This is a genomic window from Streptomyces sp. NPDC014891, assembly GCF_043081085.1.
Taxonomy (GTDB): Bacteria; Actinomycetota; Actinomycetes; order Streptomycetales; family Streptomycetaceae; genus Streptomyces.
The window spans coordinates 243,519-267,163 of sequence record NZ_JBIBWF010000007.1; the positions used below are offsets into that span (position 1 = coordinate 243,519).

A 23,645-nucleotide genomic window follows, 5' to 3' on the forward strand; every position below is an offset into this window, starting at 1 on the left:
TCGACCGTTCACCTGCCGAGAAGGGCGAAGATCAGACCGGGGGAGGAGGGGAATCGTCCCCCGGTGCCATGCCGGCGGGCGCGACCCGGGCCCCTGGGCCTACTCGGCTCCCCGGCTGCTCGGCTCCCGGGGCCGACTCGGCTCCCTGGGCCTACTCTGCTCCCCGGGCCCCCTCGGGGCCCGCCTCCGCCGCGTGGGCCGCCGCGTGCCGCTTGATCGCGGCGTCACGCTTGCGCACGTACCAGATGCCGATCAGGCCGAGTCCGGCGCCGGCGAGGCAGGTCCACACCCACCAGGTCAGATCCCGGTCGTCGAACCAGCCGTAGAACGGGACCTGGACGAGGAAGAGGACGAACCACAGGATCGTTCCGCCGGTGATCGTGGCGACGACCGGCCCTTCGAGGGGCTCGGGTGCCTCGTGCTTAGGTGTCCACTTCGCCATGGAGGTCAGTCTAGGTGGCGGGAAATCGTATCTACGCGCGGAGATAGACGCTCGCTCGTTCATGTGTTCATACTGAAACGGTTTGCCTCTGGCGGGTTTCCTTCGTATGAACCGCCAAACGGACATCTCCCGAAGAGGAACCCACCCCATGAGCACCACGGCCACCGCCAAGGCCATGCCCCCCGAGCCCTCCGCTCCCCAGGAGCCGACCTCGGGCCTCGACCGCTACTTCAAGATCTCCGAGCGCGGCTCGACCGTCGCCCGCGAGGTCCGCGGCGGCTTCGCCACCTTCTTCGCGATGGCCTACATCATCGTGCTGAACCCGATCATCCTCGGCAGCGCGAAGGACATGTACGGCCACCAGCTCGACGGCGGCCAGCTCGTCACGGCCACCGTCCTGACCGCGGCCTTCTCGACGCTCCTCATGGGCGTCATCGGCAACGTCCCGATCGCCCTCGCCGCCGGCCTCGGCGTCAACACGGTCGTGGCGCTCCAGCTCGCGCCGAGGATGTCCTGGCCGGACGCCATGGGCATGGTCGTCCTCGCGGGCATCGTCGTGATGCTGCTCGTCGCGACCGGTCTGCGCGAGCGCGTGATGAACGCGGTCCCGGTCGGCCTGCGCAAGGGCATCGCGATCGGCATCGGCCTCTTCATCATGCTGATCGGCCTCGTCGACTCGGGCTTCGTCTCCCGCATCCCCGACGCCGCGCACACCACCGTCCCGCTCCAGCTCGGCGGCGACGGCCACCTCACCGGCTGGCCGGTGCTCGTCTTCATCCTGGGCACGCTCCTCACCCTCGCGCTGATCATCCGCAAGGTGCCGGGCGCGATCCTCATCTCGATCGTCGTCATGACGATCGTGGCGATGGTGATCAACGCGGTCGCGACCGTCCCGTCCTGGGGCCTCACCACCCCGGAGTGGCCCGGCAACCCGGTCGCCTCGCCCGACTTCGGCCTGGTCGGCGAGGTCAGCCTCTTCGGCGGCTTCGACAAGGTCGGCTACCTGACCGGCGTGCTGTTCGTCTTCACCGTCCTGCTGTCCTGCTTCTTCGACGCCATGGGCACGATCCTCGGCGTCGGCGACGAGGCCAAGCTGATCGACAAGGACGGCAACTTCCCCGGCATCAACAAGGTCCTGCTGGTGGACGGCCTGGCCGTCGCCTCCGGCGGTGCGACCTCCTCGTCGGCCACCACCTGCTTCGTGGAGTCCACGGCGGGCGTCGGCGAGGGTGCCCGTACCGGCCTCGCCTCGGTCGTCACCGGCGGTCTGTTCTCGGTGGCGCTGTTCCTCACGCCGCTGGCCACGATGGTCCCGTCCCAGGCGGCCACGCCCGCGCTGCTCGCGGTCGGCTTCCTGATCCTGGCCGGGTCCATCAAGGACATCGACTGGAGCGACTACACCATCGCGGTGCCGGCGTTCCTGGCCATGGTGATGATGCCGTTCACGTACTCGATCACGAACGGCATCGGCATCGGCTTCATCGCGTTCAGCGTGCTGCGGCTCGCGGCGGGCCGGGGCCGGGAGGTCCCGGTGGCCATGTACGTCGTGTCGGCGGTCTTCGTCTTCTACTACGCGATGCCGGCGCTCGGCCTCACGTGATCGCGGGGGGTGTCGGCGGCCGATCCGGCCGCCGGTTCCCCGTCCCCTTCCCCGTAGAACCTCTCCGTCTCGTCGACGGCGGTCTTGAACCGCTCGTCGAAATCCTCGCGAATGAGCGTCCGGACGACATAGTCCTGGACGCTCATTCCTCTTTTCGCGGCGTGACTCCTGAGCCGGTCGAGCAGCTCACCGTCGATGCGCAGGCTGAGCACTGTCGATCCCATGCGGTTCAGGGTCGGGGCAGTCGGGGCTCCTTTGCGTCACTTTCTGGATCCGACTCACTCGTTTGGGTGATACATGGATGCGGAAGCGTGATCTGTGCTCATGCGGTTCACGCGCGGGCGCAGTGGCGGGGGGCCAAGTGGCGCGGACGTACCCGCGCGACGGGTGGGTCGCGCGGGTGGGGGAGTGCGCGTGTGATCCGTGTGACGTCAGCCCGTTCCCGTTGGTATTTAGGCAGAGTAATGAGTTAGGCTAACAAACATGCCTGACCTGTCCCACGGCACAGCCGACGACGCCGCGGCCGTGAACGCGCTCCGCTCCTCCGTCATGCGACTGGGCCGACGCCTCAAGCACCAGCGCGTCGACGAGTCGCTGAGCCCCACCGAGATGTCGGTGCTCGGCACCCTGTCGCTCTGCGGCTCCGCCACACCCGGCGAGCTGGCCCGCAAGGAGCACGTCCAGCCGCCGTCGATGACCCGTATCGTCGCGCTGCTGGAGGCCAAGGGACTGGTCCGGCTGGAGCCGCACCCCGACGACCGCCGGCAGAAGGTGGTCAGCCAGACCGAGCAGGCCGAAGCCATGCTCGAAGAGTCCCGCCGCAAGCGGAACGCCTGGCTGGCCTCCCTCGCCGAGGGCCTGGACGAGGACGAGTGGGCCAAGCTGCGCGCGGCCGCCCCGGTCCTGGAGAAGCTCGCCCACCTCAGCCCCTCTCCCCGGGGGTAGCTCCCCCGGCATCCCCCATCCGACGCGCCAAGGAGGCGACGCACTTTGAGTACGGGACCCGGAGCAGACTCCGCACCCGTCCACAAACCCACCCTCGACACCCGCGGGCGGGGGGAAACCTTCTCCTCGCTCAGGATCCGCAACTACCGGCTGTTCTTCACCGGCGCCATCGTCTCCAACACCGGTACGTGGATGGCCCGCATCACCCAGGACTGGCTGGTCCTGAGCCTCACCGGCTCGGCCGCCGCCGTCGGCATCACCACGGCCCTGCAGTTCCTGCCGATGCTGCTCTTCGGCCTCTACGGCGGAGTCATCGCCGACCGCTACCCGAAGCGGCGCCTCCTGCTCGTCAGCCAGGCGGCCCTCGGCCTCTGCGGCATCGCCCTCGCCGTCCTCACCCTCTCCGGCCACATCCAGGTCTGGCACGTCTACCTCATCGCCTTCCTCCTCGGCATGGTGACCGTCGTCGACAACCCGGCCCGGCAGTCCTTCGTCTCCGAGATGGTCGGCCCCGACCGCCTCCGCAACGCCGTCTCCCTCAACTCGGCGAACTTCCAGTCCGCGCGGCTCGTCGGCCCCGCCGTCGCCGGTGTCCTCATCGCCGGCGTCGGCAGCGGCTGGGCGTTCCTCCTCAACGGACTGTTCTTCCTCGCCCCCCTCACCAGCCTGCTGCTCATGCGGCCGGGCGAGCTCCACAAGGTGGAGCGCGCCCCGCGCGGCAAGGGCCAGCTGAGAGAGGGCCTGCGGTACGTGGCCGGGCGTCCGGACCTGATCTGGCCGATCGTCCTCGTCGGCTTCGTCGGCACCTTCGGGTTCAACTTCCCGATCTGGCTCACCGCCTTCTCCGGCGAGGTCTTCCACGTCGGCGCGGGCGCGTACGGCCTCCTCAACACCCTCATGGCGGCCGGCTCGCTCGTGGGCGCCCTCGCGGCGGCCCGCCGCGGTTCGACCCGGCTGCGGATGCTGGTGATCGCGGCGGCGGTCTTCGGCGCCCTGGAGATCGCCGCGGCGCTGTCGCCGGCGTTCTGGCTGTTCGCGCTGCTGCTCGTCCCGATCGGCATGATCGGCCTCACGGTCAACATCACCGCGAACTCGGCCGTCCAGCTCGCGACGGACCCCGCGATGCGGGGCCGGGTGATGAGCCTCTACATGATGGTCTTCGCCGGGGGCACGCCGATCGGCGCGCCGCTCCTCGGCTGGGTCACCGACACGTACGGAGCCCGCGTCGGCTTCGCGACCGGCGGTGTGATCTCGCTGGCGGCGGCGGTCGTCATCGGCCTGATCCTGGCGAAGGTCGGCGACCTGAAGATGGCCTTCGGCTGGCGCCACGGGCACCCGCAGGTCCGCTTCGTGGCCCGCGAACGACTGGCGACGGCGGCCTGACCGTCCCGAGGGGCGGGGACGGGGGGCACCACACCCCCGGTCCCCGCCCCTCGCGCGACCCGTCGTCGCAGTACGGCCCGCGCCGCCCCGGAGCGGCGGGTCCTCAGACCCGGCGCTCCAGGATCTGGCCCGCCCAGTCGCCGACCAGGAACGTGTCCGTCGAGGTGAAGCCCTGGCCCTCGTAGTACGCGATCAGCCGTCCCTCGCTGCCCGCGAAGCAGTCCACCCGCAGCAGGGACACCCCCTGCCGCCGGGTCTCCTCCACCGCGTGCGCGAGCAGCGCCGCCCCCACCCCGTGCCCGTGGAACCGCGCGTCGGTCGCGAGCAGCCGTACGTACACCTCGGGCTCGTCCACCCGGGGCACGTGCTTGCCCGGGTGCGGGGTCAGCGTCATCGTCCCCGCCGGTACGCCGTCGATCTCGGCGATCCACGGGTCGCCCTCGCTCATCGTGTCCTCGACCTGTCGCACCGCCTTGGGCCGTGCCGAGAACGGCTCGGTGCCCCACTGCGCGGTGACTCCCTTGCCGTTGAGCCAGACCACGGCGCTGTCGAGGACGCCGAGTATCGCGGGGAGGTCCTCCGCCCCGCCCTTCCTGATGGAGATCTTCATGCCGGAGAGGCTAACGGCTGCCACACTCGGCCCATGAGGCTCTTCGCCGCGGTCCTGCCGCCGCCCGGACGGCAGGACGAGCTCGGACCCGTCGTCGACCGCCTGCACCGGCTGCCCGGCGCGGACGGCCTGCGCTGGACCTCGCGGCCCGGCTGGCACCTCACGCTCGCCTTCATGGGCGAGGTCGACGAGGAGCTGCTGCCCGAGCTGCGCGTCCGGCTCGCCCGCGCCGCCCACCGCACCCCTCCCTTCGCGCTCCGGCTCCACGGCGGCGGGCACTTCGGGCGGCGGGCCCTGTGGGCCGGGGTCGCCGGGGACCTGGACGAGCTGCGGCTGCTCGCCGAGCGGGCCGACGCCGCCGCGCGCCGGGCCGGGGTCCCCATGGAGGAGCACCGCCGCTACCAGGCGCACCTGACGCTGGCCCGGGCGCGCCGGGACGAGGTGGACCTGCACCCCTTCCTCGCCGAGCTCGGCACCTTCGAGGGCACCCGCTGGGAGGTGGGCGAGCTGGTCCTGGTGCGGTCGAACCTCCCGGTGAGCGGGGTGCGGGGCGAGCAGCCGCGGTACGAGAGGGTCGACGGCTGGCCCCTTGCGGGGTCGGCGGGGCGGCCGGGTTAACCTCGAAGGGTGGACCCTAAGACCCGTAACCGCATCATGGCCGGCGTTCTCGTACTGATGTTCGCGATCATCGCGGTGGCATCGGTGGTCGGCCAGTAGGCCCCTCCCCACCCCGTGGGAACCCCCTTGCTTCGAGCGCACTCCAAGCAGTTGGCTTGTCGTTCATGGAGTACACGCAGCTCGGACGCACCGGACTCAAGGTCAGCCGACTCGTCCTCGGGACGATGAACTTCGGACCCCAGACGGACGAAGCCACCAGCCACGCCATCATGGACTCGGCGCTGGACGCGGGGCTCAACTTCTTCGACACCGCCAACGTGTACGGCTGGGGTGAGAACAAGGGCAGGACCGAGGAGATCGTCGGTTCCTGGTTCGCGAAGGGCGACGGCCGCCGCGACCGCACGGTCCTCGCCACGAAGGTCTACGGGAACATGGGCGCCGACGGCGAGGCCTGGCCCAACCACGACAAGCTCTCGGCGGTGAACATCCGCCGCGCGGTCGAGGGCAGCCTCAAGCGCCTCGGCACGGACTACATCGACCTCTACCAGTTCCACCACATCGACCGCGCGACCCCCTTCGAGGAGATCTGGCAGGCGGTCGACGTCCTCATCCAGCAGGGCAAGATCCTCTACGCCGGCTCCTCCAACTTCCCCGGCTACAAGATCGCCCAGGCCAACGAGACCGCCGCCCGGCGCGGCTCGGTCGGCCTGGTCAGCGAGCAGTGCCTCTACAACCTCTTCGAGCGGCGCGCGGAGATGGAGGTCGTCCCGGCCGCGCAGGAGTACGGCCTCGGGGTCATCCCCTGGTCGCCGCTGCACGGCGGGCTGCTCGGCGGCGTCCTGAAGAAGGAGTCCGAGGGCAAGCGGCGCACGGAGGGCCGCGCGGCGGCCACCCTCGCCGACCCGGCGTCCCGCGCGCAGCTGCAGGCCTACGAGGACCTGCTCGACAAGCACGGCCTGGAGCCGGGCGAGACGGCCCTGGCGTGGCTGCTCACGCGGCCCGGCGTGACCGGCCCGATCGTCGGCCCGCGCACGCCCGAGCAGTTGGCCGGCGCGCTCCGCGCCCTGGAGCTGGAGCTGAGCGAGGAGCTCCTGGCGGGCCTCGACGAGATCTTCCCGGGCCCGGGCCCGTCCCCGGAGGCCTTCGCCTGGTGACGGAGTGATCCCGGACCCACGGGGCCCCCGGCGGCGCACCTCCGCGCCGCCGGGGCCCACCCGCGCTGCCCGGGAGGACCCGTGCCGCCCGGGTGGACCCTGTGCCGCCGGGGTGGACCCGGCGCCGCCTGAACCCGCCCGCTACCCCGTGTACGGGCCGCCCAGGCCCCAGGCCTGGTGCATCGCGTCGGCGAAGGCCGCCGCCAGCTTGTGCTCGCCCGAGGGGCCCGGGTGGGTGCCGTCGTAGGTGTCCCCGTCGAGCGCGTACGACTCCGTCACCGGGGCCAGCAGAAGCGGGGAGGCGGCCGTGTCCAGGTCGGCGACCGCCTTCGCGAGCAGCTCGTTGAAGCGCGCGCACTCCAGGGCGAAGGGGGCGTCGTACCCGGCGCGCACGTTCGGGATGACCGGCAGCAGGACGGCCCGGACACGCGGGTTCGCGGCGCGGGCCGCCGCGACGAAGGCCCGGACGTTCTCCTCGGTCTGCCCGCTGTCGGTGTAGAAGCCGAGGTCGATCAGGCCCAGCGAGACCAGCAGGACGTCGGCGCCGGTCTCCGCCACCGTGTCGCCGATCACGGGTGCCATGTGCAGCCAGCCCTCGCCCCAGCCGGCGAGATGGCGCCGGGCGGCGGCGGGGAAGGCGGGGTCGGCGTACGCCTCGGAGGCCGGGGCGTCGGCGACCGGGTCGTACAGCGAGGTGCGGGGGCCGACGATCTCGTACCCGCCGGGCAGGGTGGACTCCAGGTGCCGCCACATGCGGTACCGCCAGGTCCAGTCGCCGGCGCGTCCGATGGTCATGCTGTCGCCGACGAACAGAAAACGCATGGTCATATCATCGCGGACGGCGTCCCGGACCTGCGACGTGATCCGGGACACGGGCCGCGGCGACCGGCTACGCCAGGAAGCCGCCGACCTCCGCCGCGAACCGCTCCGCGTCGTCGTGCCACGGGAAGTGCCCGGCCCCGTCCAGGACGACGAGGGACGACTTCGGGAACAGGCCCGCGTACGCGGCCGCCGTCGGCACCGGGGTGTTCACGTCCCCTTCCCCCGCCACCACGAGCACCGGCCGCGGGAACTCCGCGAACACCGCGCGGGTGGCCGCCGGGTCGAAGGCCCCCTCGCTCGCGAAGACGCCCGCGCCCTCGCGGTTCCGCTGCCCCTCCCCGGCGGCGTGCCGCGCCCGCGCCGCCGCGTCCCAGGTCCCGTGGAAGAACGGCGCCACGGCCTGGAAGGTCTCGCCGGTGCCACGCCCCGCCGTGACCTCGAGGAGCGCCGCGTACGCCGGACCGAACCACGGCTCGCCCTCCCGCAGCCGCGCCGCCGCGAGCCGTTCCTCGGGTGCCGTGTCGAGCCCGACGGCCGCCGTGCCCGGGGTGACGAGCACGAGCCGGCCGACGCGTCCGGGGTGCCGGGCCGTGTACAGGGCGGCCAGGTTCGCCCCCGCCGAGTGGCCGAGGAGGTCGACGGCGTCGAGCCCGAGGTGCGCACGCAGCGCCTCCACGTCGTCGACGAGCCGGTCGCAGCGGTACGAGGCGGGGTCGGCCGGCGCGGCCGACGCACCGGTGCCCCGCAGGTCGAGCCGGATCAGCCGCCGCCGGCCGGTCAGCCGGCCGAGGTCGCCGAGATAGGCGGAGTCCTGGAGCGGACCGCCGGGGAGGCAGAGCAGCGGGTCGCCCGTTCCGGACTCGTGGTAGGCGAGGGCGGTGCCGTCAGGCGCGGTGAAGGTCTGGGGAGTCGGCATGGGCGCGACCCTGGCAGCGGCCGAAGGGCAGGTCAACAGGGTTTCGCAGCGCGTCGTGGGAAGCCGGCGGCCGGTCGGACGATCTTCCCCGCGGCGGGCCGCCGTGTCGTGGCAGGCTGGGGGCATGCGATCTGCTCTGTGCGCCCTCGGCGCGGCCACGGCCCTGGTACTGCTGCCGGCCGGGCATGCCCGTGCCGAAGGGCCGGAGCCGGACCGGGACTTCACCATCGAGGACTCCCGCGTCACCGAGTCCAGCGGCCTCGCCGCCAGCCGGGCCCACCCGGGGATCTACTGGACGCACAACGACCAGGACGCGCCGCTGATCTACGGCATCGACTCCCGCACGGGGAAGACGGTCGCGACCCTGACGATGCGGGGCGTCGGCACCCCGCGCGACATGGAGGCCATCGCGGTCGGTCCGGACGGCGACATCTACGTCGGCGACATCGGCGACAACCTCGACGGCTCCTGGGACCACGTCTGGATCTACCGCTTCCCCGAGCCGAAGGTCCTCGGGGACCGCACGGTGACGGCGAAGCAGTACGTCGTGAAGTACGCCGACGGGGCGCGCAACGCGGAGGCGCTGATGGTCCACCCGAAGACCGGCCGGGTGTACATCGCGAGCAAGAACGAGGAGGGCGGCGGCCTGTACGCGGGCCCCGAGCGGCTCTCCTCGTCCGGGACGAACACCTTCCGGCGCATCGGCGACGTGCCGTGGGTGACCGACGGGGCCTTCTCGCCGGACGGCGAACGGCTGGTGCTGCGCGGCTACCTCATGGCGCGCGAGTACGCGTGGAAGGACGGCCGCCTCGCCGACGGGGGCACCTCGATCGGCGCCCCGTTCCAGGGGCAGGCGGAGTCCGTGACGTACACGCCCGACGGCTCGGCCTTCATGCTGGGCTCCGAGGGACAGAAGAGCCGGGTGGTGCGGCTGGAGCGGCAGGGCGCCGCGAGTCCCTCGGGGAAGCCCGCGGACACCCCGGGCGCGCCCGACACGTCCCGGCCGCCGTCCGGGCAGGACGCCGGGGAGGGCGGGAACGCGACCATGGGCTTCCTGGTCCTCGCCGGCGCCACACTGCTGGTCGTCGGCGCGAAGCGCCTCTTCCGACGCCGCTGACGCCCGCCGGGGCGGCGGCTCCTCCGACGCCGCATACCCCCGCCCGGGCGGCGCCTCTACAGGTGCCGCCGACACCCGCTCCCCCCCCCGACGGCCGAAGGGCCCGTCGCCGGACGGAATCCGGTGACGGGCCCTTCGGGCGTACGGGCGGGAGGGTTACAGCTTCTCGATGACGTAGTCGATGCAGGCCGTCAGGGCGCGCACGTCCGCCGGGTCGATCGCCGGGAACATCGCGACGCGCAGCTGGTTGCGGCCCAGCTTGCGGTACGGATCCGTGTCCACGATGCCGTTCGCCCGCAGCGCCTTCGCGACCGCCGCCGCGTCGATGTCGTCGGCGAAGTCGATGGTGCCGATGACCTGCGACCGCTTCGCCGCGTCCGCGACGAACGGCGTCGCGTACTTCGACTCCTCGGCCCAGCCGTACAGCGCGTCCGAGGACTCCTTCGTCCGGGCCACGGCCCAGTCCAGACCGCCCTGGCCGTTGATCCACTTCAGCTGCTCGTTCAGCAGGAAGAGGGTCGAGAGCGCCGGGGTGTTGTACGTCTGGTTCTTCAGCGAGTTGTCGATCGCCGTCGGCAGCGAGAAGAACTCCGGGATGTGCCGACCGGACTCGTGGATCTTCTTCGCGCGCTCCAGGGCCGCCGGGGAGAAGGCGGCCAGCCACAGGCCGCCCTCGGCGGCGAAGGACTTCTGCGGCGCGAAGTAGTAGACGTCCGTCTCGGTGATGTCGACCGGGAGGCCGCCCGCGCCGGAGGTCGCGTCGACCAGGACCAGCGCGCCCTCGTCGGCGCCCGCGACCCGCTTCAGCGGAGCGGCGACACCGGTGGAGGTCTCGTTGTGCGTGTACGCGTAGACGTCCACGCCCGCCTCGGCCACCGGCTCCGGGTGGGTGCCCGGGTCGGAGGAGATCACGGTCGGCTCCGCCAGCCACGGGGCCAGCTTGGAGGCCTTCGCGAACTTGGAGGAGAACTCGCCGAAGGTGAGGTGCTGCGACTTCTGCTCGATGAGCCCGTGGGTCGCGACGTCCCAGAAGGCGGTGGAGCCGCCGTTGCCCAGGATCACCTCGTAACCCTCGGGGAGCGAGAAGAGGTCACGGATGCCGGAACGTACCTCGCCGACCAGGTTCTTCACCGGAGCCTGGCGGTGGGACGTACCGAGGAGAGAGGTGCCGGTGGCGGCCAGGGCGTCCAGCGCCTCCGTACGCACCTTGGAGGGGCCCGCGCCGAAACGGCCGTCGGCGGGCTTGATGTCAGCGGGAATCTGGATATCAGCCACGAGGCGGAGAGTATCGGGTCGGGAAGGGCCCGGTCGCCGGATGTCCGCCCGATGAGACGAGCGCTGAGACATCCTGGGGTGGTGGGAAGACACGAACAGCACACGTCGGAGCTGGCCGCCGCCCTGCGCGCAGCGGTCGCGGGAGAGGTCGACTTCTCCGCCGCCGCCCGGGCAATGACGACCATGGACGCCTCCAACTACCGCCGGATCCCGGCCGGTACGGTCGCGCCGCGCGACGCCGACGACCTCGCGGCCGTCCTGGAGGTGTGCCGGGACCACGGCACGACCCCGGTCGTCGCGCGGGGCGCCGGGACCTCGATCGGCGGCCAGGCGACCGGCACCGGCGTCGTGCTCGACCTCACACGGCACATGGGCGGGATCGTCTCCCTGGACCCGGAGGCGCGGACGGCCGTGGTCCGGCCGGGGCTCGTCCTCGACCGGCTGCGGGCGGCGGCCCGCCCGTACGGACTGACCTTCGGCCCCGATCCGTCCACGCACAGCCGCTGCACCCTCGGCGGCATGATCGGCAACAACGCGTGCGGGGCGCACTCGGTCGCCTGGGGGACCACGGCGGACAACGTGCGCTCGCTCGACGTGATGACCTACCGGGGCGCGGCGTTGACGCTGGGCCCGGACGGGCGCGGCGCCCCCGCCGGACTCCTCGACCTCGTCGACCGCAACCTCGCCCTCCTCCGGACCGGCTACCCCGCCGGACTGCCGCGCCGCATCTCCGGGTACGCGCTGGACGCGCTGCTCCCGGAACGGGGCGTGGACGTGGCCCGCTCGTTCTGCGGCAGCGAGGGGACGCTGGGCGTGGTGACGGAGGCGACGGTGGCGCTCGTCCCGCTGCCGGCCGAGCCGGTGCTCGTGGTGCTCGGGTACGCGGACGAGAGCGCGGCGGCGGAGGCGGCGGCGGGGCTCCTGCCGTTCGGGCCGCTGACCGTCGAGGGGATGGCGGCCGACCTCGTCCGGGGCGCCGCCGGGCTGCCCCGCGGTGCGGCATGGCTGTTCTGCGAGACGGACGGGGAGGGCGCCGCCCGGAAGCTGGTCAGGGCGGCCGACGCGATCGACTCCGTCGTGGTGACCGACCCGGCGGGACAGCGGGCGCTGTGGCGGATCCGCGAGGACGCGGCGGGCACCGCGACCAGGACCCCCGGTGGCGGGGAGGCCTGGCCGGGATGGGAGGACTGCGCGGTGCCACCGGCGAGGCTCGGCGCGTACCTCCGTGAATTCCGTGCGCTGCTCGCGGACTTCGGCCTCCGCGGAGTGCCGTACGGGCACTTCGGCGACGGCTGCGTCCACGTCCGGATCGACTTCGACCTGTGGACGGAGAAGGGGGTACGGGACTTCCGCCGGTTCTCCGAGGCGGTGGCCGACCTCGTGGTCGCCCACGGCGGCTCGCTCTCCGGGGAGCACGGGGACGGGCAGGCGCGGGCCGAACTGCTGCCGCGGATGTACGGGGAGGAGCTCGTCGCCCTGTTCGGCGCGGTCAAGGACGTGTGGGACCCGGACGGCGGCCTCAACCCGGGGATGCTGGTCCGCCCGCGCCCGCTCGACGAGGGCCTGCGGTTCACGGGGCTGCCGCTGGTGGGCCTCGGCAGGGAGGCTGCCAGGTGCGTGGGCGTGGCCAAGTGCCGCGTGGACGGACCGAGTTCGGGTCCGGGGGTGATGTGTCCCTCGTACCGGGCGACGGGGGAGGAGAAGCACTCGACGCGCGGGCGGGCCCGGCTGCTCCACGAGATGGCGCTCGGCGAGGTGATCACGGACGGCTGGCGCTCGGAGGAGGTCCGGGAGGCGCTGGACCTGTGCCTGTCGTGCAAGGGGTGCCGCAGCGACTGCCCGGTGGGCGTCGACATGGCCGCGTACAAGGCGGAGTTCCTCGACCGGCACTACGCGGGACCGCTCGGCTTCCTGCGCCGGCCGCGCTCGCACTGGTCGATGGGACTTCTGCCGCGCTGGCTGGACCTGTTCGGACGGGGCCTGAACGCCGCGATGCGGCTGCCGTTCGCGACTCGCCTCGCGGGGGTGACACCGGAGCGGACGATGCCGAGGGTCGCGCGCGAGACGCTGACGGCGTGGTTCGCCGAACGGGCCTCGTCCCGCCCGCCGTCCCTGACGCTGTGGCCGGACACCTTCACGGACCACCTGGCGCCGGAGGCGGGCCGGGCGGCGGTACGGGTCCTGGAGGCGGCGGGGCTGGGGGTCGCGCTGCCCCGGGGGCGGGTGTGCTGCGGGCTGACGTACGTGTCGACGGGCCGGCTCGGTGCGGCGAGGCGGGTGATGCGGCGGACCCTGGACGTCATGGAGGACGGCGGCACCGGACCGGCGGGATCCGGGGCGCGGCCCGTGGTGGTCCTGGAGCCGTCCTGCGCGGCCACCCTCCGGACCGACCTGCCCGAACTGCTGCCGGACGACCCGAGGGCGGCACGGCTGGCGGCGTCGGTGCGGACGTTCGCGGAGGCCCTGGAGACGCTGGCGCCGCACTGGCGGCCACCGCGCCTGGACCGCCCGGTGACGGGCCAGACCCACTGCCACCAGCACGCGGTCCTCGGCGACGCGGCCGACCGCCGCCTGCGCGAACGCGCGGGCCTGACGGGCGACCTCGCGGGCGGCTGCTGCGGCCTGGCGGGCAACTTCGGCTTCGAGCCGGGCCACTACGAGGTGTCGGTGACGTGCGCGGAGGACCAGCTGCTGCCGGCCCTGCGGGCCGCGCCCCCGGAGGCGACCGTCCTGGCGGACGGCTTCTCGTGCAGGACGCAGATGACGGACCTGGCGGGCGTGAGGGGCCGGCACCTGGCGGAGGTGCTGGCGGAGGGGGTGGACGAGGGGGAGGTGCCGGGGGAGGTGCCGGGGGAGGCGGGTCTTTGAGGTTCTGGGGGTGAGGGGCCTGGTCTGGCTCGGGTGCGGCCGCCCTCTTTCCGAGTGTGGCGGCCTCCACCACCGCGTCAAGGGCGCCTTCGGCGTCGCTGCGCGATGGGCTGCGCCCACCCTTGACCCGGCGGCGGAGGCCGCCTTTTCACACTCGGAGGGCGGCCGGGGGCGGGGCCGCGCGGGGGCTTCGGGTAGTGGTCGGTGTCGGCGGGCGGGTGCGGGTCGGTGGGTGGGGGCTTGGTTTGTGGCGGGGGTGGGTGGGCGTTGTTCCGTTGGTTCGGGGTGCGCGGTTGTTGAATGGGGTGGCCCGGCGGCGCTTAGCGGCTGTCCTTCGTCGTTGGGCTGGGACTCAGGCCCCGCTGGTCACCGCCGGTGGGTGGTGGGGTGGAGTCGGCGAGTGTTTCTTGCACTTTCATCGCCCGATAAGGGCGATTCGCCCCTCATGGGGCATCCTTCGGGGCGCGTTACTCGGAGTAGCCCGCAGTTTCATTCGCTCACACCCCACCGGGGGTGACCAGCGGGGCCTGAAGCCCCACCCCGAACTATCGCAACCCGCTAAGCCGGGCCCAACCGCCCCATTCAACGACCGCGCACCCCGAACCGGCCGACGGGGTCCCACCGGCCTCGGCCGCGAGCCAAGCCCCCACCCACCGGCCGTCCGGCGCACGTCGACGCCGACCGCTGCCCGAAGCCAGGCGTGGACCCCGCCCCCGGACCGCCCTCCGAGAGTGTTTTCGCTCCTTCCGGTGGTGGGTCAAGGGTGGAGCGCAGCGGAATCGGCGAAGCCGACGCGACGAAGGAGCGCCCTTGACGCACCGCCGGAAGGAGCGACTCTCGGAAAGAGGGCGGTCCCACCAGAAGCCCACTTGTCGGCCGCGCCGTTGCCGCCCTTGCCTGCGTTCATGCGCCCGCAGGTCCAAGTTCCTTCGAAAGAGGGCCGGTTACCCGATTTGGACCTCCAAGGTGAGGTGCCCGGTTACTGTCGGCGTGAGCCGACATTGGGGGTGACCTCCTCGTGGTCAACATCCGCAGCCTTGATCCGTCCGCCTCGCCCCTGGACTACTACGGATCCGAACTCCGCCGCCTGCGGGAGGCCGCCGGACTCGGGCAGAGTCAGCTGGGTGGCGTCGTCTTCTGTACGGGGTCCCTGATCGGCCAGATCGAGACGGCGAAGAAGGTACCGACGCGGGACTTCTCCGAGCGGATCGACGCGGCGCTGATGACGGGCGGGTTCTTCACCCGCCTGGTGGGCCTGGTGCTGCGGAGCCAACTGCCCACCTGGTTCCAGCCGTATGCCGAGATGGAGGCGAAGGCGGCGTACATCTCGACGTACCAATGTCAGCTCGTCTACGGCCTGCTCCAGACTCCGGCGTATGCCCGCGCGGTGCTGGGCGTCGAGCACTCCGACCGGCTGGACGAGATGGTCGCCGCTCGGGTCGAGCGACAGCGAATCCTGGAGCGAGACCGCCCACCCGTGGTGTGGGTGGTGCTGGACGAGGCTGCTCTGACACGGGAGATCGGTGGGCGCCACGTCATGCGTGCGCAGTTGGAGTATCTCCTGACTTTCGCCAGCGAGCCGTGGGTGCAGATCCAGGTGCTGCCGTTCAAGGCCGGAGAACATGCTGCGGTGATGGGGTCGTTCACCCTTCTGCGTTTCGACGGAGACCCGGATCTGTTCTACGCCGAGAGCTACGACATGGGTCACATGACCGCCAATCCGGAAGTAATGAGGGAACGTTCAGTCGGTTACGCTCGCCTCCAGGCCACGGCCCTCTCGGTGGAGGATTCAGCCGAGCTGATCGCGCGCGTCATGGAGGAGCGATATGGACACGGTGGACTGGCGTAAGTCGTCGTACAGCGGTTCCAGTGGCGGTGACTGCATCGAATGCGCCCCCCTAGCCCCCGCCACCTGGCTCAAGTCCTCCTATAGCGGTTCCAATGGCGGCGAGTGCGTGGAGGTAGCCGACCTGACCCCCCACATCGCCGTCCGCGACTCCAAGAACCCCGACGGCCCCCACTTCCGTGCCACCCCCGCCGCCTTCACCGTCTTCGTCGCCGCCGCCGCGCAGGGCCGGTTCTGACCCCGCCCCCCGCCCGACCCCGCGAGCCGGTTCTGACCCCGCCCCGAACGGCCGACCTCAGCCCCCGCTGGCGATCTCCCGTGCCAGCGCCACCAGTGCCCCCGTCGCCGGGTGCGGGAACGCGTCCCGCCAGGCCAGTACCACCGGCAGGGGCGGGGCGTCCGGCAGCGGGCGGTACGTGACTCCCGGGTGGGTGTGCAGCGCCGCCGTCGACGCGGACGAGACGCCGACGCCCCGGCCCGCCGCGATCGCCGTCAGCCAGTCGTCGGTGTTGGCCACGGTGACCGTCGCCGCCGGGCGCGCCGTCGTCGGCCAGAGCGCGAGGGTCGTCGCGCCGGAGACCGTGTTCAGTACGACCGTCCCTCCTGCGAGGTCGTCGAGGGCGAGGCTCGGCCTGTCGGCGAGCGGGCTGTCGGCCGGCACGGCCGCGACCCGTTCCTCCGTCGTGAGCTCCTCGGTGACCAGGCCGGGCGCGTCGACCGTCCCGCGCAGCAGCGCCGCGTCGACCTCGCCCCGGGTCAGTCCGGCCGTCCGGTCGTCGATGCGGAGGAGTTCGAGCGGGGTCTCCGGGTGCTCGCGCTGCCATCGGCGGAGCAGAGGGGTGGTGTACGGGCCGAAGGCCGACCAGGCGTGTCCGAGCCGCAGGGGCCGGCGGCGCAGCCGTGCCGGGTCGACGGCCGCCTCGAACGCCGCGAGGGCCGCGGCGGCGCGGTCCTGGAAGGCGCGGCCCTCGGCGGTGAGCGCGAGGTGGTGGGTGGAGCGGTCGACGAGCCGGGCCCCCAGGTGCTGTTCCAGGGCGGCGAGCGTGCGGGAGACGGCGGGCTGGGTGAGGTGGAGCCGCGCGGCCGCCCTGGTGAGGCTGGATTCCTCGGCGATGGCGAGGAAGCAGCGGAGGTGGCGTAGCTCGATGCTCATGCGTCTGGAGCATAACCGCAGCGCATTCGGCATTTCCGGTGCCGCGCGGGGGCTCGTAGCGTGAGAGGGGAAGGTCGGTGACAGCGGACCGAAGGTGCACTATTCTGGACTGACAGTTCAGTGTGATGAACATTTGAGGAGTGGTCGGTGGACATCAGTCCGGTCAAGGAGGCGGGTCCGGCGGGGGCGGCGATCGGCCCCGGGGCGCCGGCCGACCCGGTCGGCGCTGCGGCTCTCGACGGTGCGGCTCCCGACGGCGCCGCGGCTTCGGCCGGCGCCGCGCCCGGCCGCGGGCCCAAGGGGCTTGCCGGTCACCGCTTCGCCCCCGTCGCGCTCGTCGTCGCGGGCGGCCTCTCCGTGCAGTTCGGCTCGGCCCTCGCCGTCCTCCTCATGCCCCGCGCGGGGGCGCTGGGCGTCGTCACCCTGCGGCTCGTGCTCGCGGCCGCCGTCCTGCTGATCGTCTGCCGCCCGAAGGTCCGCGGCTACAGCCGGGCCGACTGGGGCACGATCGTCGCCTTCGGCGCGGCGATGGCGGGGATGAACATCCTCTTCTACCAGGCCGCCGACCGGATCCCGCTGGGCGCCGCCGTGACCCTGGAGGTCCTCGGCCCGCTGATCCTCTCGGTGGTCGCCTCCCGCCGGCTGATGAACCTGCTCTGGGCGGGCCTCGCCCTCGGCGGCGTCGTCCTGCTCAGCGGCGGCGGCTTCGACCGGCTCGATCCGCTGGGCGCGGCCTTCGCCCTCGCGGCGGGCGCGATGTGGGCCGCGTACATCGTCTTCAGCGCCCGTACGGGCCGCCGCTTCCCGCAGGCGGACGGGCTCGCGCTCGCGATGGCGTTCGGCGCCGTCCTCAGCCTGCCACTGGGCATCGCGGAGGCGGGCGACAAGCTCCTCGTCCCCTCGACCATCGGCCTGGGCCTCGCTGTCGCGCTGATGTCGTCGGTCCTGCCGTACACCCTCGAACTCCTCGCCCTGCGCCGCCTGCCCGCCCCCACCTTCGCCATCCTGATGAGCCTGGAACCGGCCATCGCGGCGACGGCCGGCTTCCTCGTCCTCAGCCAGGCGCTGTCGCCGACCGACGCCCTCGCGATCGCGCTGGTGATCGCGGCGAGCATGGGAGCCGTACGGACCCAGGTGCGCGCCGCCGCGCGGGAGCGGGCGCGGGAGCGGGAGCGGGACGCGGTGAAGGGGTAGCGCCTGCCCCTCCGAGGTCCCCCCCCCCGAGGTCCCCCCGCGGCCGGTCCCGGGCGCGTCCGCTGGTGGGTCCTAGGATCCGCGCATGATCGCTGAACTGCAGTGCCTCGTCATCGACTGCCCGGCGCCCGCTGCCCTCGCCGCGTTCTACCGCTCGGTCCTGGGCGGCGAGGTCGACCGGCCGGACGGCCGGTGGACGCTGGGGGAGGCGTGGTCCACGCTGCACACCCCCGGTGGCCTCGTCCTCTGTTTCCAGGGCGTCGCGGAGTACCGTCCCCCGACCTGGCCGGGCTCCGAGCGCCCGCAGCAGTCCCATCTCGACCTCGCCGTACGGGATCTGGCGGAGGCCGAGGAGCGTGTTCTGGCCGCGGGCGCGACGCTCCTGGACGCGGGGGAGGGCGGCCGGAGCTGGCGCGTCTACGCCGATCCGGCGGGGCATCCGTTCTGTCTGGTCCGCCACTGACGTGCGGGGTCGCCCGCCCCGGCGGTTCCGGCGGTTCCGGCCGTTCCGGCCGCCCCAACCGTCCCGGCGGCTCCGCCCCGGGCGGCGGACCGGCCGCGCTGCCCTGGCCCGATCCTGTCGATCACTGTCCCCCGGGCTGTTTCGCCGGTGCCGGGCCGCCTCGGACGATGGGGCTGTCGAACCGAGGAGCCGGGACCGAGGAGGGGAGGGCGTCATGGCCCTGGAGATGCGTGAGCGGTGCGAGCGGTGCGAGGCGGCCGTGCTGACGGTGGACGGGCCCGCGCGGATCTGCACGTACGAGTGCAGCTTCTGCGTGCCGTGCGCCGACGCGATGGGCGACGTCTGCCCCAACTGCGGGGGTGAGCTGGTGGCGCGGCCCCGGCGCGCGGCCGCCGGCTAGCGGCGCCGGAGGCGTGGGGAGGCGGCGGCCGGGGGTCTATGCACTGCGTGTATACACCGTGCGTATAGTCGTGGGCATGGCACCGTCCTCGCCCACCCCCCTCGCCCCGCGGTTCCTCAAGGCCGTGCTCGTCTCGGCGATCGCCGTCGCCGCGGCGCACCTGATCCTGTCCGACACCCTCGCCCTCTCCTTCGCCGGCGAGGCCTCGGCGGCGCTCGGCGCCGGACCCGGCTACTCCGCGAACCAGGCCTTCACCGTGGCGCTCATGAACACCGCGCTCGTGATGCCGCTGGTCCTGTGGATCGGCATGCGCGTCTCCGGCGAGCGGAGGGTCGGCCCGATGGTCCTCGTGGGGGCCGTCTGCTGGATCGCCGCCGTGGGCCACGGCGTCGGCGCCGTCGACGACGCCCCCGGGGGGCTGCTCCCGTGGCGGTCCCTCGTCCTCGTCGTGGTCGTCACGGCCCTGGCGTCGGCGGTGCGGAGGAAGCCGCGCAGCTAGAGGCCTGGAGGCCTGGAGGCCTGGAGGCCTGGAGGCCTGGAGGCCTGGAGGCCTGGAGGCCTGGAGGCCTGGAGGCCTGGAGGCCTGGAGGCCTGGAGGCCCTCCGGGCCGAGGCGCCCGCACGTGCCCCGCCCCTGCCCGTATCAATCAAAGCAAGCATGCTTGATTGTTTTCCGGTTCGCTGTCATGATCCGGGGCACGCCGCCGTGTCCCGAGGGGAGCGCACCGTGTCCGACCCCGCCGTCGTCCTCGACGATCTGCGCGAGGAGAGCGAAGCACTCGACGTCCTGGTCGGCGGGGTGAGCGGGGAGCGGTGGTCCGCCCCCACGCCCGCCCCCGGCTGGACCGTCGCCCACCAGATCGCGCACCTCGCCTGGACCGACCGGGCCGCACTCCTCGCCGTCACCGATCCCGACGGCTTCGCCGCCGAGGCCGCCAAGGCCCTCGCCGCCCCCGAGCGGTTCGTCGACGACGGCGCCGAGGAGGGAGCGAAGCTGCCGCCCGACGAGCTGCTAGCCCGCTGGCGCGAGGGGCGCGAGCTGCTCCAGGAGGCCCTGCGCGGGGTTCCGGCCGGGGGGAGGTTCCCCTGGTACGGGCCGCCCATGAGCGCCCCCGCCATGGCCACCGCCCGGCTCATGGAGACCTGGGCGCACGGGCAGGACGTCGCCGACGCCCTCGGGGTCGTCCGCACGCCCACCGACCGCCTCCGGCACGTCGCCTGGATCGGCCACCGGGCCAGGGGATACGCCTACCTGGTGCGGGGCCTGCCCGTTCCCGTCGAGCCGGTCCGCGTGGAACTCGTCTCCCCGGGCGGCGAGTCGTGGGTGTACGGGCCCGAGGACGCCGCTCAGACCGTCACCGGCCCCGCCCTCGACTTCTGTCTGCTCGTCACCCAGCGCGTCCACCGCGACGACACCGCCCTCGTCGCCGTGGGGGCCGACGCCGCGCAGTGGCTCACCCTCGCCCAGGCCTTCGCCGGACCAGCGGGCCCCGGCCGCCCCGCCCGAGAGGCCCGCCCCGCCGAGGGAGACCGGTGATGGTCCTCCGTATCGGCAACGCCTCCGGCTTCTACGGCGACCGGTTCGACGCCGTCCGCGAGATGCTCACCGGCGGCGGGCCCGAGGGCGCGATCGACGTCCTCACCGGTGACTACCTCGCCGAGCTCACCATGCTCATCCTCGGCCGCGACCAGCTCAAGGACCCGGCCGCCGGATACGCCAGGACCTTCCTGCGGCAGATGGAGGAGGGCCTCGGGCTCGCCCACGACCGCGGGATCCGGATCGTCGCCAACGCCGGCGGCCTCAACCCCGCCGGCCTCGCCGACGCCCTGCGCGCCCTCGCCGCCAAGCTCGGCCTGCCCACGCGGGTCGCGCACGTGGAGGGCGACCGGCTGCCCGCCGTGGACGGCGCGCTCGCCGCGAACGCCTACCTCGGCGGCGCCGGCATCGCCGCCTGCCTCGCGGCCGGCGCCGACGTCGTCGTCACCGGCCGGGTCACCGACGCCGCCCTCGTCACCGGGCCCGCGCAGTGGCACTTCGGCTGGGGGCCCGAGGAGTACGACCGGCTCGCGGGCGCGGTCGTCGCCGGGCACGTCCTCGAATGCGGCACCCAGGCCACCGGCGGCAACTACGCCTTCTTCCGCGCGCACGACCCGGCGCTGCTCCGCCGCCCCGGCTTCCCGCTGGCGGAACTCCACGAGGACGGCAGCGCCGTCATCACCAAGCACCCCGGCACCGGCGGCCTCGTCGACGTGGGGACCGTCACCGCCCAGCTCCTGTACGAGACGGCCGGCGCCCGCTACCCCGGGCCGGACGTCACCGCCCGCCTCGACAGCGTCCGGCTCACCCAGGAGGGGCCCGACCGGGTCCGCGTCGACGGAGTGCGGGGCGAGGCCCCGCCCCCGACGCTCAAGGTCGGCCTCAGCAGGATCGGCGGCTTCCGCAACGAGGTCGTGTTCGTCCTGACCGGCCTCGACATCGAGGAGAAGGCCACACTCGTCCGCGGCCAGGTCGAGGACGCCCTCGCCGGCGCGCGGCCCCGCGAGGTCCGCTGGGAACTCGTCCGCACCGACCGGCCGGACGCCGACACCGAGGAGACCGCGAGCGCCCTCCTCCGGCTGGTCGTCCGGGACCCGGCCCCCGAGGCCGTCGGCCGCGCCCTCACCGGCGCCGCCGTGGAACTCGCCCTCGGCAGCTACCCCGGCTTCCACGTCACCGCGCCGCCCGGGAAGGGCGCCCCCTACGGCGTCTTCGAGAGCGCGTACGTACCGGCCGCCGACGTCCCGCACACGGCCGTGCTCCCGGACGGGACCCGCGTCCCCGTCCCCGTACCGCCGCGGACCCGGGAACCGGAGGCCGTCCCGGAGCCGGCGCTCCCCGAGCCGCTGCCGCCGGGACCCACCCGGCGCGTCCCCCTCGGCCGGATCGCCGGCGCCCGCAGCGGCGACAAGGGCGGCGACGCGAACGTGGGCGTCTGGGTCCGGACGGAGGAGGAGTGGCGGTGGCTCGCGCACGCCCTCACGGTCGAGCGGGTGCGTGAACTGCTCCCCGAGACCGCCGGCCTGGAGATCACCCGGCACGTCCTGCCGCGCCTGCGCGCCCTCAACTTCACCTTCGCCGGGATCCTCGGCGAGGGCGTCGCCTCGCAGGCCCGCTTCGACCCCCAGGCCAAGGCCCTCGGCGAATGGCTCCGCTCCCGCGCAACCGACGTCCCGGAGGGACTCCTGTGACCGTCCTCGCCTCCGCCCTCGACACCGGCGGATCCGACTACCGGGCCCACCGCGCCGCCATGCTCGACAAGCTCACCGCCCTCGACGCCGAGCACGCCAAGGCGCTCGCGGGCGGCGGCGAGAAGTACGTCGCGCGGCACCGCAAGCGCGGCAAGCTGCTCGCCCGCGAGCGGATCGAGCTGCTCGTCGACCCGGACAGCCCCTTCCTCGAACTGTCGCCGCTCGCCGCCTGGGGCAGCGACTACGCGGTCGGCGCCTCCCTGATCACCGGCATCGGGGTCGTCGAGGGCGTCGAGTGCCTCATCACCGCCAACGACCCGACCGTGCGCGGCGGCGCCTCCAACCCCTGGACGCTGAAGAAGGCCCTGCGGGCCAACGAGGTCGCGTTCGCCAACCGCCTGCCCGTGATCTCGCTCGTCGAGTCCGGCGGCGCCGACCTCCCGTCCCAGAAGGAGATCTTCATCCCCGGCGGGGCGCTCTTCCGCGACCTCACCCGGCTCTCCGCCGCCGGCATCCCGACGATCGCCGTCGTCTTCGGCAACTCGACCGCAGGCGGCGCCTACGTCCCCGGCATGTCCGACCACGCCGTGATGATCAAGGAGCGGTCGAAGGTGTTCCTCGGCGGCCCGCCGCTGGTGAAGATGGCGACGGGGGAGGAGAGCGACGACGAGTCCCTCGGCGGCGCCGAGATGCACGCCAGGACCTCCGGCCTCGCCGACCACTACGCCGTCGACGAGGCCGACGCCCTCCGCCAGGCCCGCCGGATCGTCGCCCGCCTCAACCACCGCAAGGCCCACCCCGACCCGGGCCCCGCGGAACCCCCGACGTACGACGAGGACGAACTCCTCGGGATCGTGCCCGGGGACCTCAAGACCCCCTTCGACCCGCGCGAGGTGATCGCCCGGATCGTCGACGGCTCCGACTTCGACGAGTTCAAGCCGCTGTACGGGCCGAGCCTGGTCACGGGCTGGGCGAGCCTGCACGGCTACCCGGTCGGCGTCCTCGCCAACGCGCAGGGCGTCCTCTTCGGCCCCGAGTCGCAGAAGGCCGCGCAGTTCATCCAGCTCGCCAACCAGCGCGACGTCCCCCTCGTCTTCCTCCACAACACCACCGGCTACATGGTCGGCAGGGAGTACGAGCAGGGCGGCATCATCAAGCACGGCGCCATGATGATCAACGCGGTGTCGAACTCCCGCGTCCCCCACCTGTCCGTCCTCATGGGGGCGAGCTACGGCGCCGGCCACTACGGCATGTGCGGCCGGGCCTACGACCCGCGGTTCCTCTTCGCCTGGCCGAGCGCCAAGTCCGCCGTCATGGGCCCGCAGCAGCTCGCCGGCGTCCTCTCCATCGTGGCGCGGGCGAGCGCCGAGGCGAAGGGGCAGCCGTACGACGAGGAGGCCGACGCTGGCCTCCGGGCGCTCGTCGAGGCGCAGATCGAGTCCGAGTCCCTGCCCATGTTCCTCTCCGGCCGGCTCTACGACGACGGGGTCATCGACCCCCGCGACACCCGCACGGTCCTCGGGCTGTGCCTCTCCGCGATCCACACGGCACCGGTCGAGGGCGCGCGCGGCGGCTTCGGCGTCTTCCGAATGTGAGGCCCCTCCCGATGACC

Annotated in this window: 23 protein-coding genes; 16 read left to right on the forward strand and 7 right to left on the reverse strand. The window is 73.1% G+C overall.

Going from position 1 to position 23,645, the window contains the following annotated elements:
* Window positions 1–151: 151 nt before the first annotated feature.
* Window positions 152–442, reverse strand: coding sequence for a DUF2530 domain-containing protein (locus ACF09E_RS21815; RefSeq protein ID WP_392206606.1), 291 nt, complete (start codon window positions 440–442; stop codon window positions 152–154).
* A 148-nt stretch (window positions 443–590) separates the two neighbouring features.
* On the opposite strand from ACF09E_RS21815, the gene ACF09E_RS21820 reads away from it, so the two are divergent.
* Window positions 591–2,042, forward strand: coding sequence for an NCS2 family permease (locus ACF09E_RS21820; protein WP_361852838.1), 1,452 nt, complete (start codon window positions 591–593; stop codon window positions 2,040–2,042).
* On the opposite strand, the gene ACF09E_RS21825 is transcribed toward ACF09E_RS21820, so the two are convergent.
* Entirely contained in the window at window positions 2,012–2,266 is a 255-nt protein-coding gene (locus tag ACF09E_RS21825) for a hypothetical protein (RefSeq protein ID WP_392206607.1), read from the reverse strand. The genes ACF09E_RS21820 and ACF09E_RS21825 overlap by 31 nt on opposite strands.
* A 259-nt stretch (window positions 2,267–2,525) precedes the next feature.
* Here ACF09E_RS21825 and ACF09E_RS21830 point away from each other — a divergent pair, with 259 nt between their 5' ends.
* Both ACF09E_RS21830 and ACF09E_RS21835 read left to right on the forward strand, forming a co-directional pair.
* A complete protein-coding gene (locus tag ACF09E_RS21830) occupies window positions 2,526–2,987 on the forward strand; it encodes a MarR family transcriptional regulator (protein ID WP_361852844.1) in 462 nt (153 codons plus the stop codon).
* A gap of 45 nt (window positions 2,988–3,032) precedes the next feature.
* Window positions 3,033–4,370 (forward strand): MFS transporter, encoded by a 1,338-nt coding sequence (locus ACF09E_RS21835; RefSeq protein ID WP_388792473.1) that lies wholly within the window; start codon window positions 3,033–3,035, stop codon window positions 4,368–4,370.
* Window positions 4,371–4,473: 103 nt separating this feature from the next.
* Here the strand turns inward: ACF09E_RS21835 and ACF09E_RS21840 are convergent, their stop codons facing one another.
* Window positions 4,474–4,980: a GNAT family N-acetyltransferase gene (locus ACF09E_RS21840; protein ID WP_392206608.1), complete on the reverse strand. Its 507-nt coding sequence runs from the start codon at window positions 4,978–4,980 to the stop codon at window positions 4,474–4,476.
* Between the two features lie 33 nt (window positions 4,981–5,013).
* Here ACF09E_RS21840 and thpR point away from each other — a divergent pair, with 33 nt between their 5' ends.
* Window positions 5,014–5,598 carry an RNA 2',3'-cyclic phosphodiesterase gene (thpR, locus tag ACF09E_RS21845; RefSeq protein ID WP_392206609.1) on the forward strand — a complete coding sequence of 195 codons (585 nt, stop codon included), beginning with the start codon at window positions 5,014–5,016 and terminating at the stop codon, window positions 5,596–5,598.
* Window positions 5,599–5,762: 164 nt separating this feature from the next.
* Window positions 5,763–6,752: an aldo/keto reductase gene (locus tag ACF09E_RS21850; protein WP_392206610.1), complete on the forward strand. Its 990-nt coding sequence runs from the start codon at window positions 5,763–5,765 to the stop codon at window positions 6,750–6,752.
* Between the two features lie 141 nt (window positions 6,753–6,893).
* Here ACF09E_RS21850 and ACF09E_RS21855 read toward each other — a convergent pair whose 3' ends face one another.
* Entirely contained in the window at window positions 6,894–7,574 is a 681-nt protein-coding gene (locus ACF09E_RS21855) for a GDSL-type esterase/lipase family protein (RefSeq protein WP_392206611.1), read from the reverse strand.
* 67 nt (window positions 7,575–7,641) lie between these two features.
* Window positions 7,642–8,490 (reverse strand): alpha/beta fold hydrolase, encoded by an 849-nt coding sequence (locus ACF09E_RS21860; RefSeq protein ID WP_392206612.1) that lies wholly within the window; start codon window positions 8,488–8,490, stop codon window positions 7,642–7,644.
* A 124-nt stretch (window positions 8,491–8,614) separates the two neighbouring features.
* On the opposite strand from ACF09E_RS21860, the gene ACF09E_RS21865 reads away from it, so the two are divergent.
* Entirely contained in the window at window positions 8,615–9,607 is a 993-nt protein-coding gene (locus ACF09E_RS21865) for a WD40 repeat domain-containing protein (RefSeq protein ID WP_392206613.1), read from the forward strand.
* A 156-nt stretch (window positions 9,608–9,763) separates the two neighbouring features.
* On the opposite strand, the gene serC is transcribed toward ACF09E_RS21865, so the two are convergent.
* On the reverse strand, window positions 9,764–10,882 hold the full coding sequence (gene serC, locus ACF09E_RS21870) for a phosphoserine transaminase (protein WP_392206614.1): 1,119 nt from the start codon (window positions 10,880–10,882) through the stop codon (window positions 9,764–9,766).
* A 51-nt stretch (window positions 10,883–10,933) separates the two neighbouring features.
* On the opposite strand from serC, the gene ACF09E_RS21875 reads away from it, so the two are divergent.
* From ACF09E_RS21875 to ACF09E_RS21885, 3 genes are all read left to right on the forward strand, one after another.
* Window positions 10,934–13,750 (forward strand): FAD-binding and (Fe-S)-binding domain-containing protein, encoded by a 2,817-nt coding sequence (locus tag ACF09E_RS21875; protein ID WP_392206615.1) that lies wholly within the window; start codon window positions 10,934–10,936, stop codon window positions 13,748–13,750.
* Window positions 13,751–14,768: 1,018 nt separating this feature from the next.
* Entirely contained in the window at window positions 14,769–15,599 is an 831-nt protein-coding gene (locus ACF09E_RS21880) for a Scr1 family TA system antitoxin-like transcriptional regulator (protein WP_392206616.1), read from the forward strand.
* A complete protein-coding gene (locus ACF09E_RS21885; protein WP_392206617.1) occupies window positions 15,577–15,834 on the forward strand; it encodes a DUF397 domain-containing protein in 258 nt (85 codons plus the stop codon). Before ACF09E_RS21880 ends, ACF09E_RS21885 begins: the two co-directional genes overlap by 23 nt.
* Window positions 15,835–15,891: 57 nt before the next feature.
* On the opposite strand, the gene ACF09E_RS21890 is transcribed toward ACF09E_RS21885, so the two are convergent.
* A complete protein-coding gene (locus ACF09E_RS21890) occupies window positions 15,892–16,749 on the reverse strand; it encodes a LysR family transcriptional regulator (protein ID WP_392206618.1) in 858 nt (285 codons plus the stop codon).
* 153 nt (window positions 16,750–16,902) lie between these two features.
* On the opposite strand from ACF09E_RS21890, the gene ACF09E_RS21895 reads away from it, so the two are divergent.
* The 7 genes from ACF09E_RS21895 (at window position 16,903) to ACF09E_RS21925 (ending at window position 23,628) form a co-directional block, all read left to right on the forward strand.
* On the forward strand, window positions 16,903–17,943 hold the full coding sequence (locus ACF09E_RS21895; RefSeq protein WP_392206732.1) for a DMT family transporter: 1,041 nt from the start codon (window positions 16,903–16,905) through the stop codon (window positions 17,941–17,943).
* Window positions 17,944–18,028: 85 nt separating this feature from the next.
* On the forward strand, window positions 18,029–18,406 hold the full coding sequence (locus tag ACF09E_RS21900; RefSeq protein ID WP_392206619.1) for a VOC family protein: 378 nt from the start codon (window positions 18,029–18,031) through the stop codon (window positions 18,404–18,406).
* Window positions 18,407–18,620: 214 nt separating this feature from the next.
* Window positions 18,621–18,806: a DUF1272 domain-containing protein gene (locus ACF09E_RS21905; RefSeq protein WP_392206620.1), complete on the forward strand. Its 186-nt coding sequence runs from the start codon at window positions 18,621–18,623 to the stop codon at window positions 18,804–18,806.
* A gap of 76 nt (window positions 18,807–18,882) precedes the next feature.
* Window positions 18,883–19,305, forward strand: coding sequence for a hypothetical protein (locus ACF09E_RS21910; RefSeq protein ID WP_392206621.1), 423 nt, complete (start codon window positions 18,883–18,885; stop codon window positions 19,303–19,305).
* 227 nt (window positions 19,306–19,532) lie between these two features.
* Window positions 19,533–20,342, forward strand: a complete 810-nt coding sequence (locus ACF09E_RS21915; RefSeq protein WP_392206622.1) for a TIGR03084 family metal-binding protein — start codon at window positions 19,533–19,535, stop codon at window positions 20,340–20,342.
* Window positions 20,342–22,033: an acyclic terpene utilization AtuA family protein gene (locus ACF09E_RS21920; RefSeq protein WP_392206623.1), complete on the forward strand. Its 1,692-nt coding sequence runs from the start codon at window positions 20,342–20,344 to the stop codon at window positions 22,031–22,033. The genes ACF09E_RS21915 and ACF09E_RS21920 overlap by 1 nt, the downstream gene beginning before the upstream one ends.
* A complete protein-coding gene (locus ACF09E_RS21925; protein ID WP_392206624.1) occupies window positions 22,030–23,628 on the forward strand; it encodes an acyl-CoA carboxylase subunit beta in 1,599 nt (532 codons plus the stop codon). The genes ACF09E_RS21920 and ACF09E_RS21925 overlap by 4 nt, the downstream gene beginning before the upstream one ends.
* Window positions 23,629–23,645 lie beyond the last annotated feature (17 nt).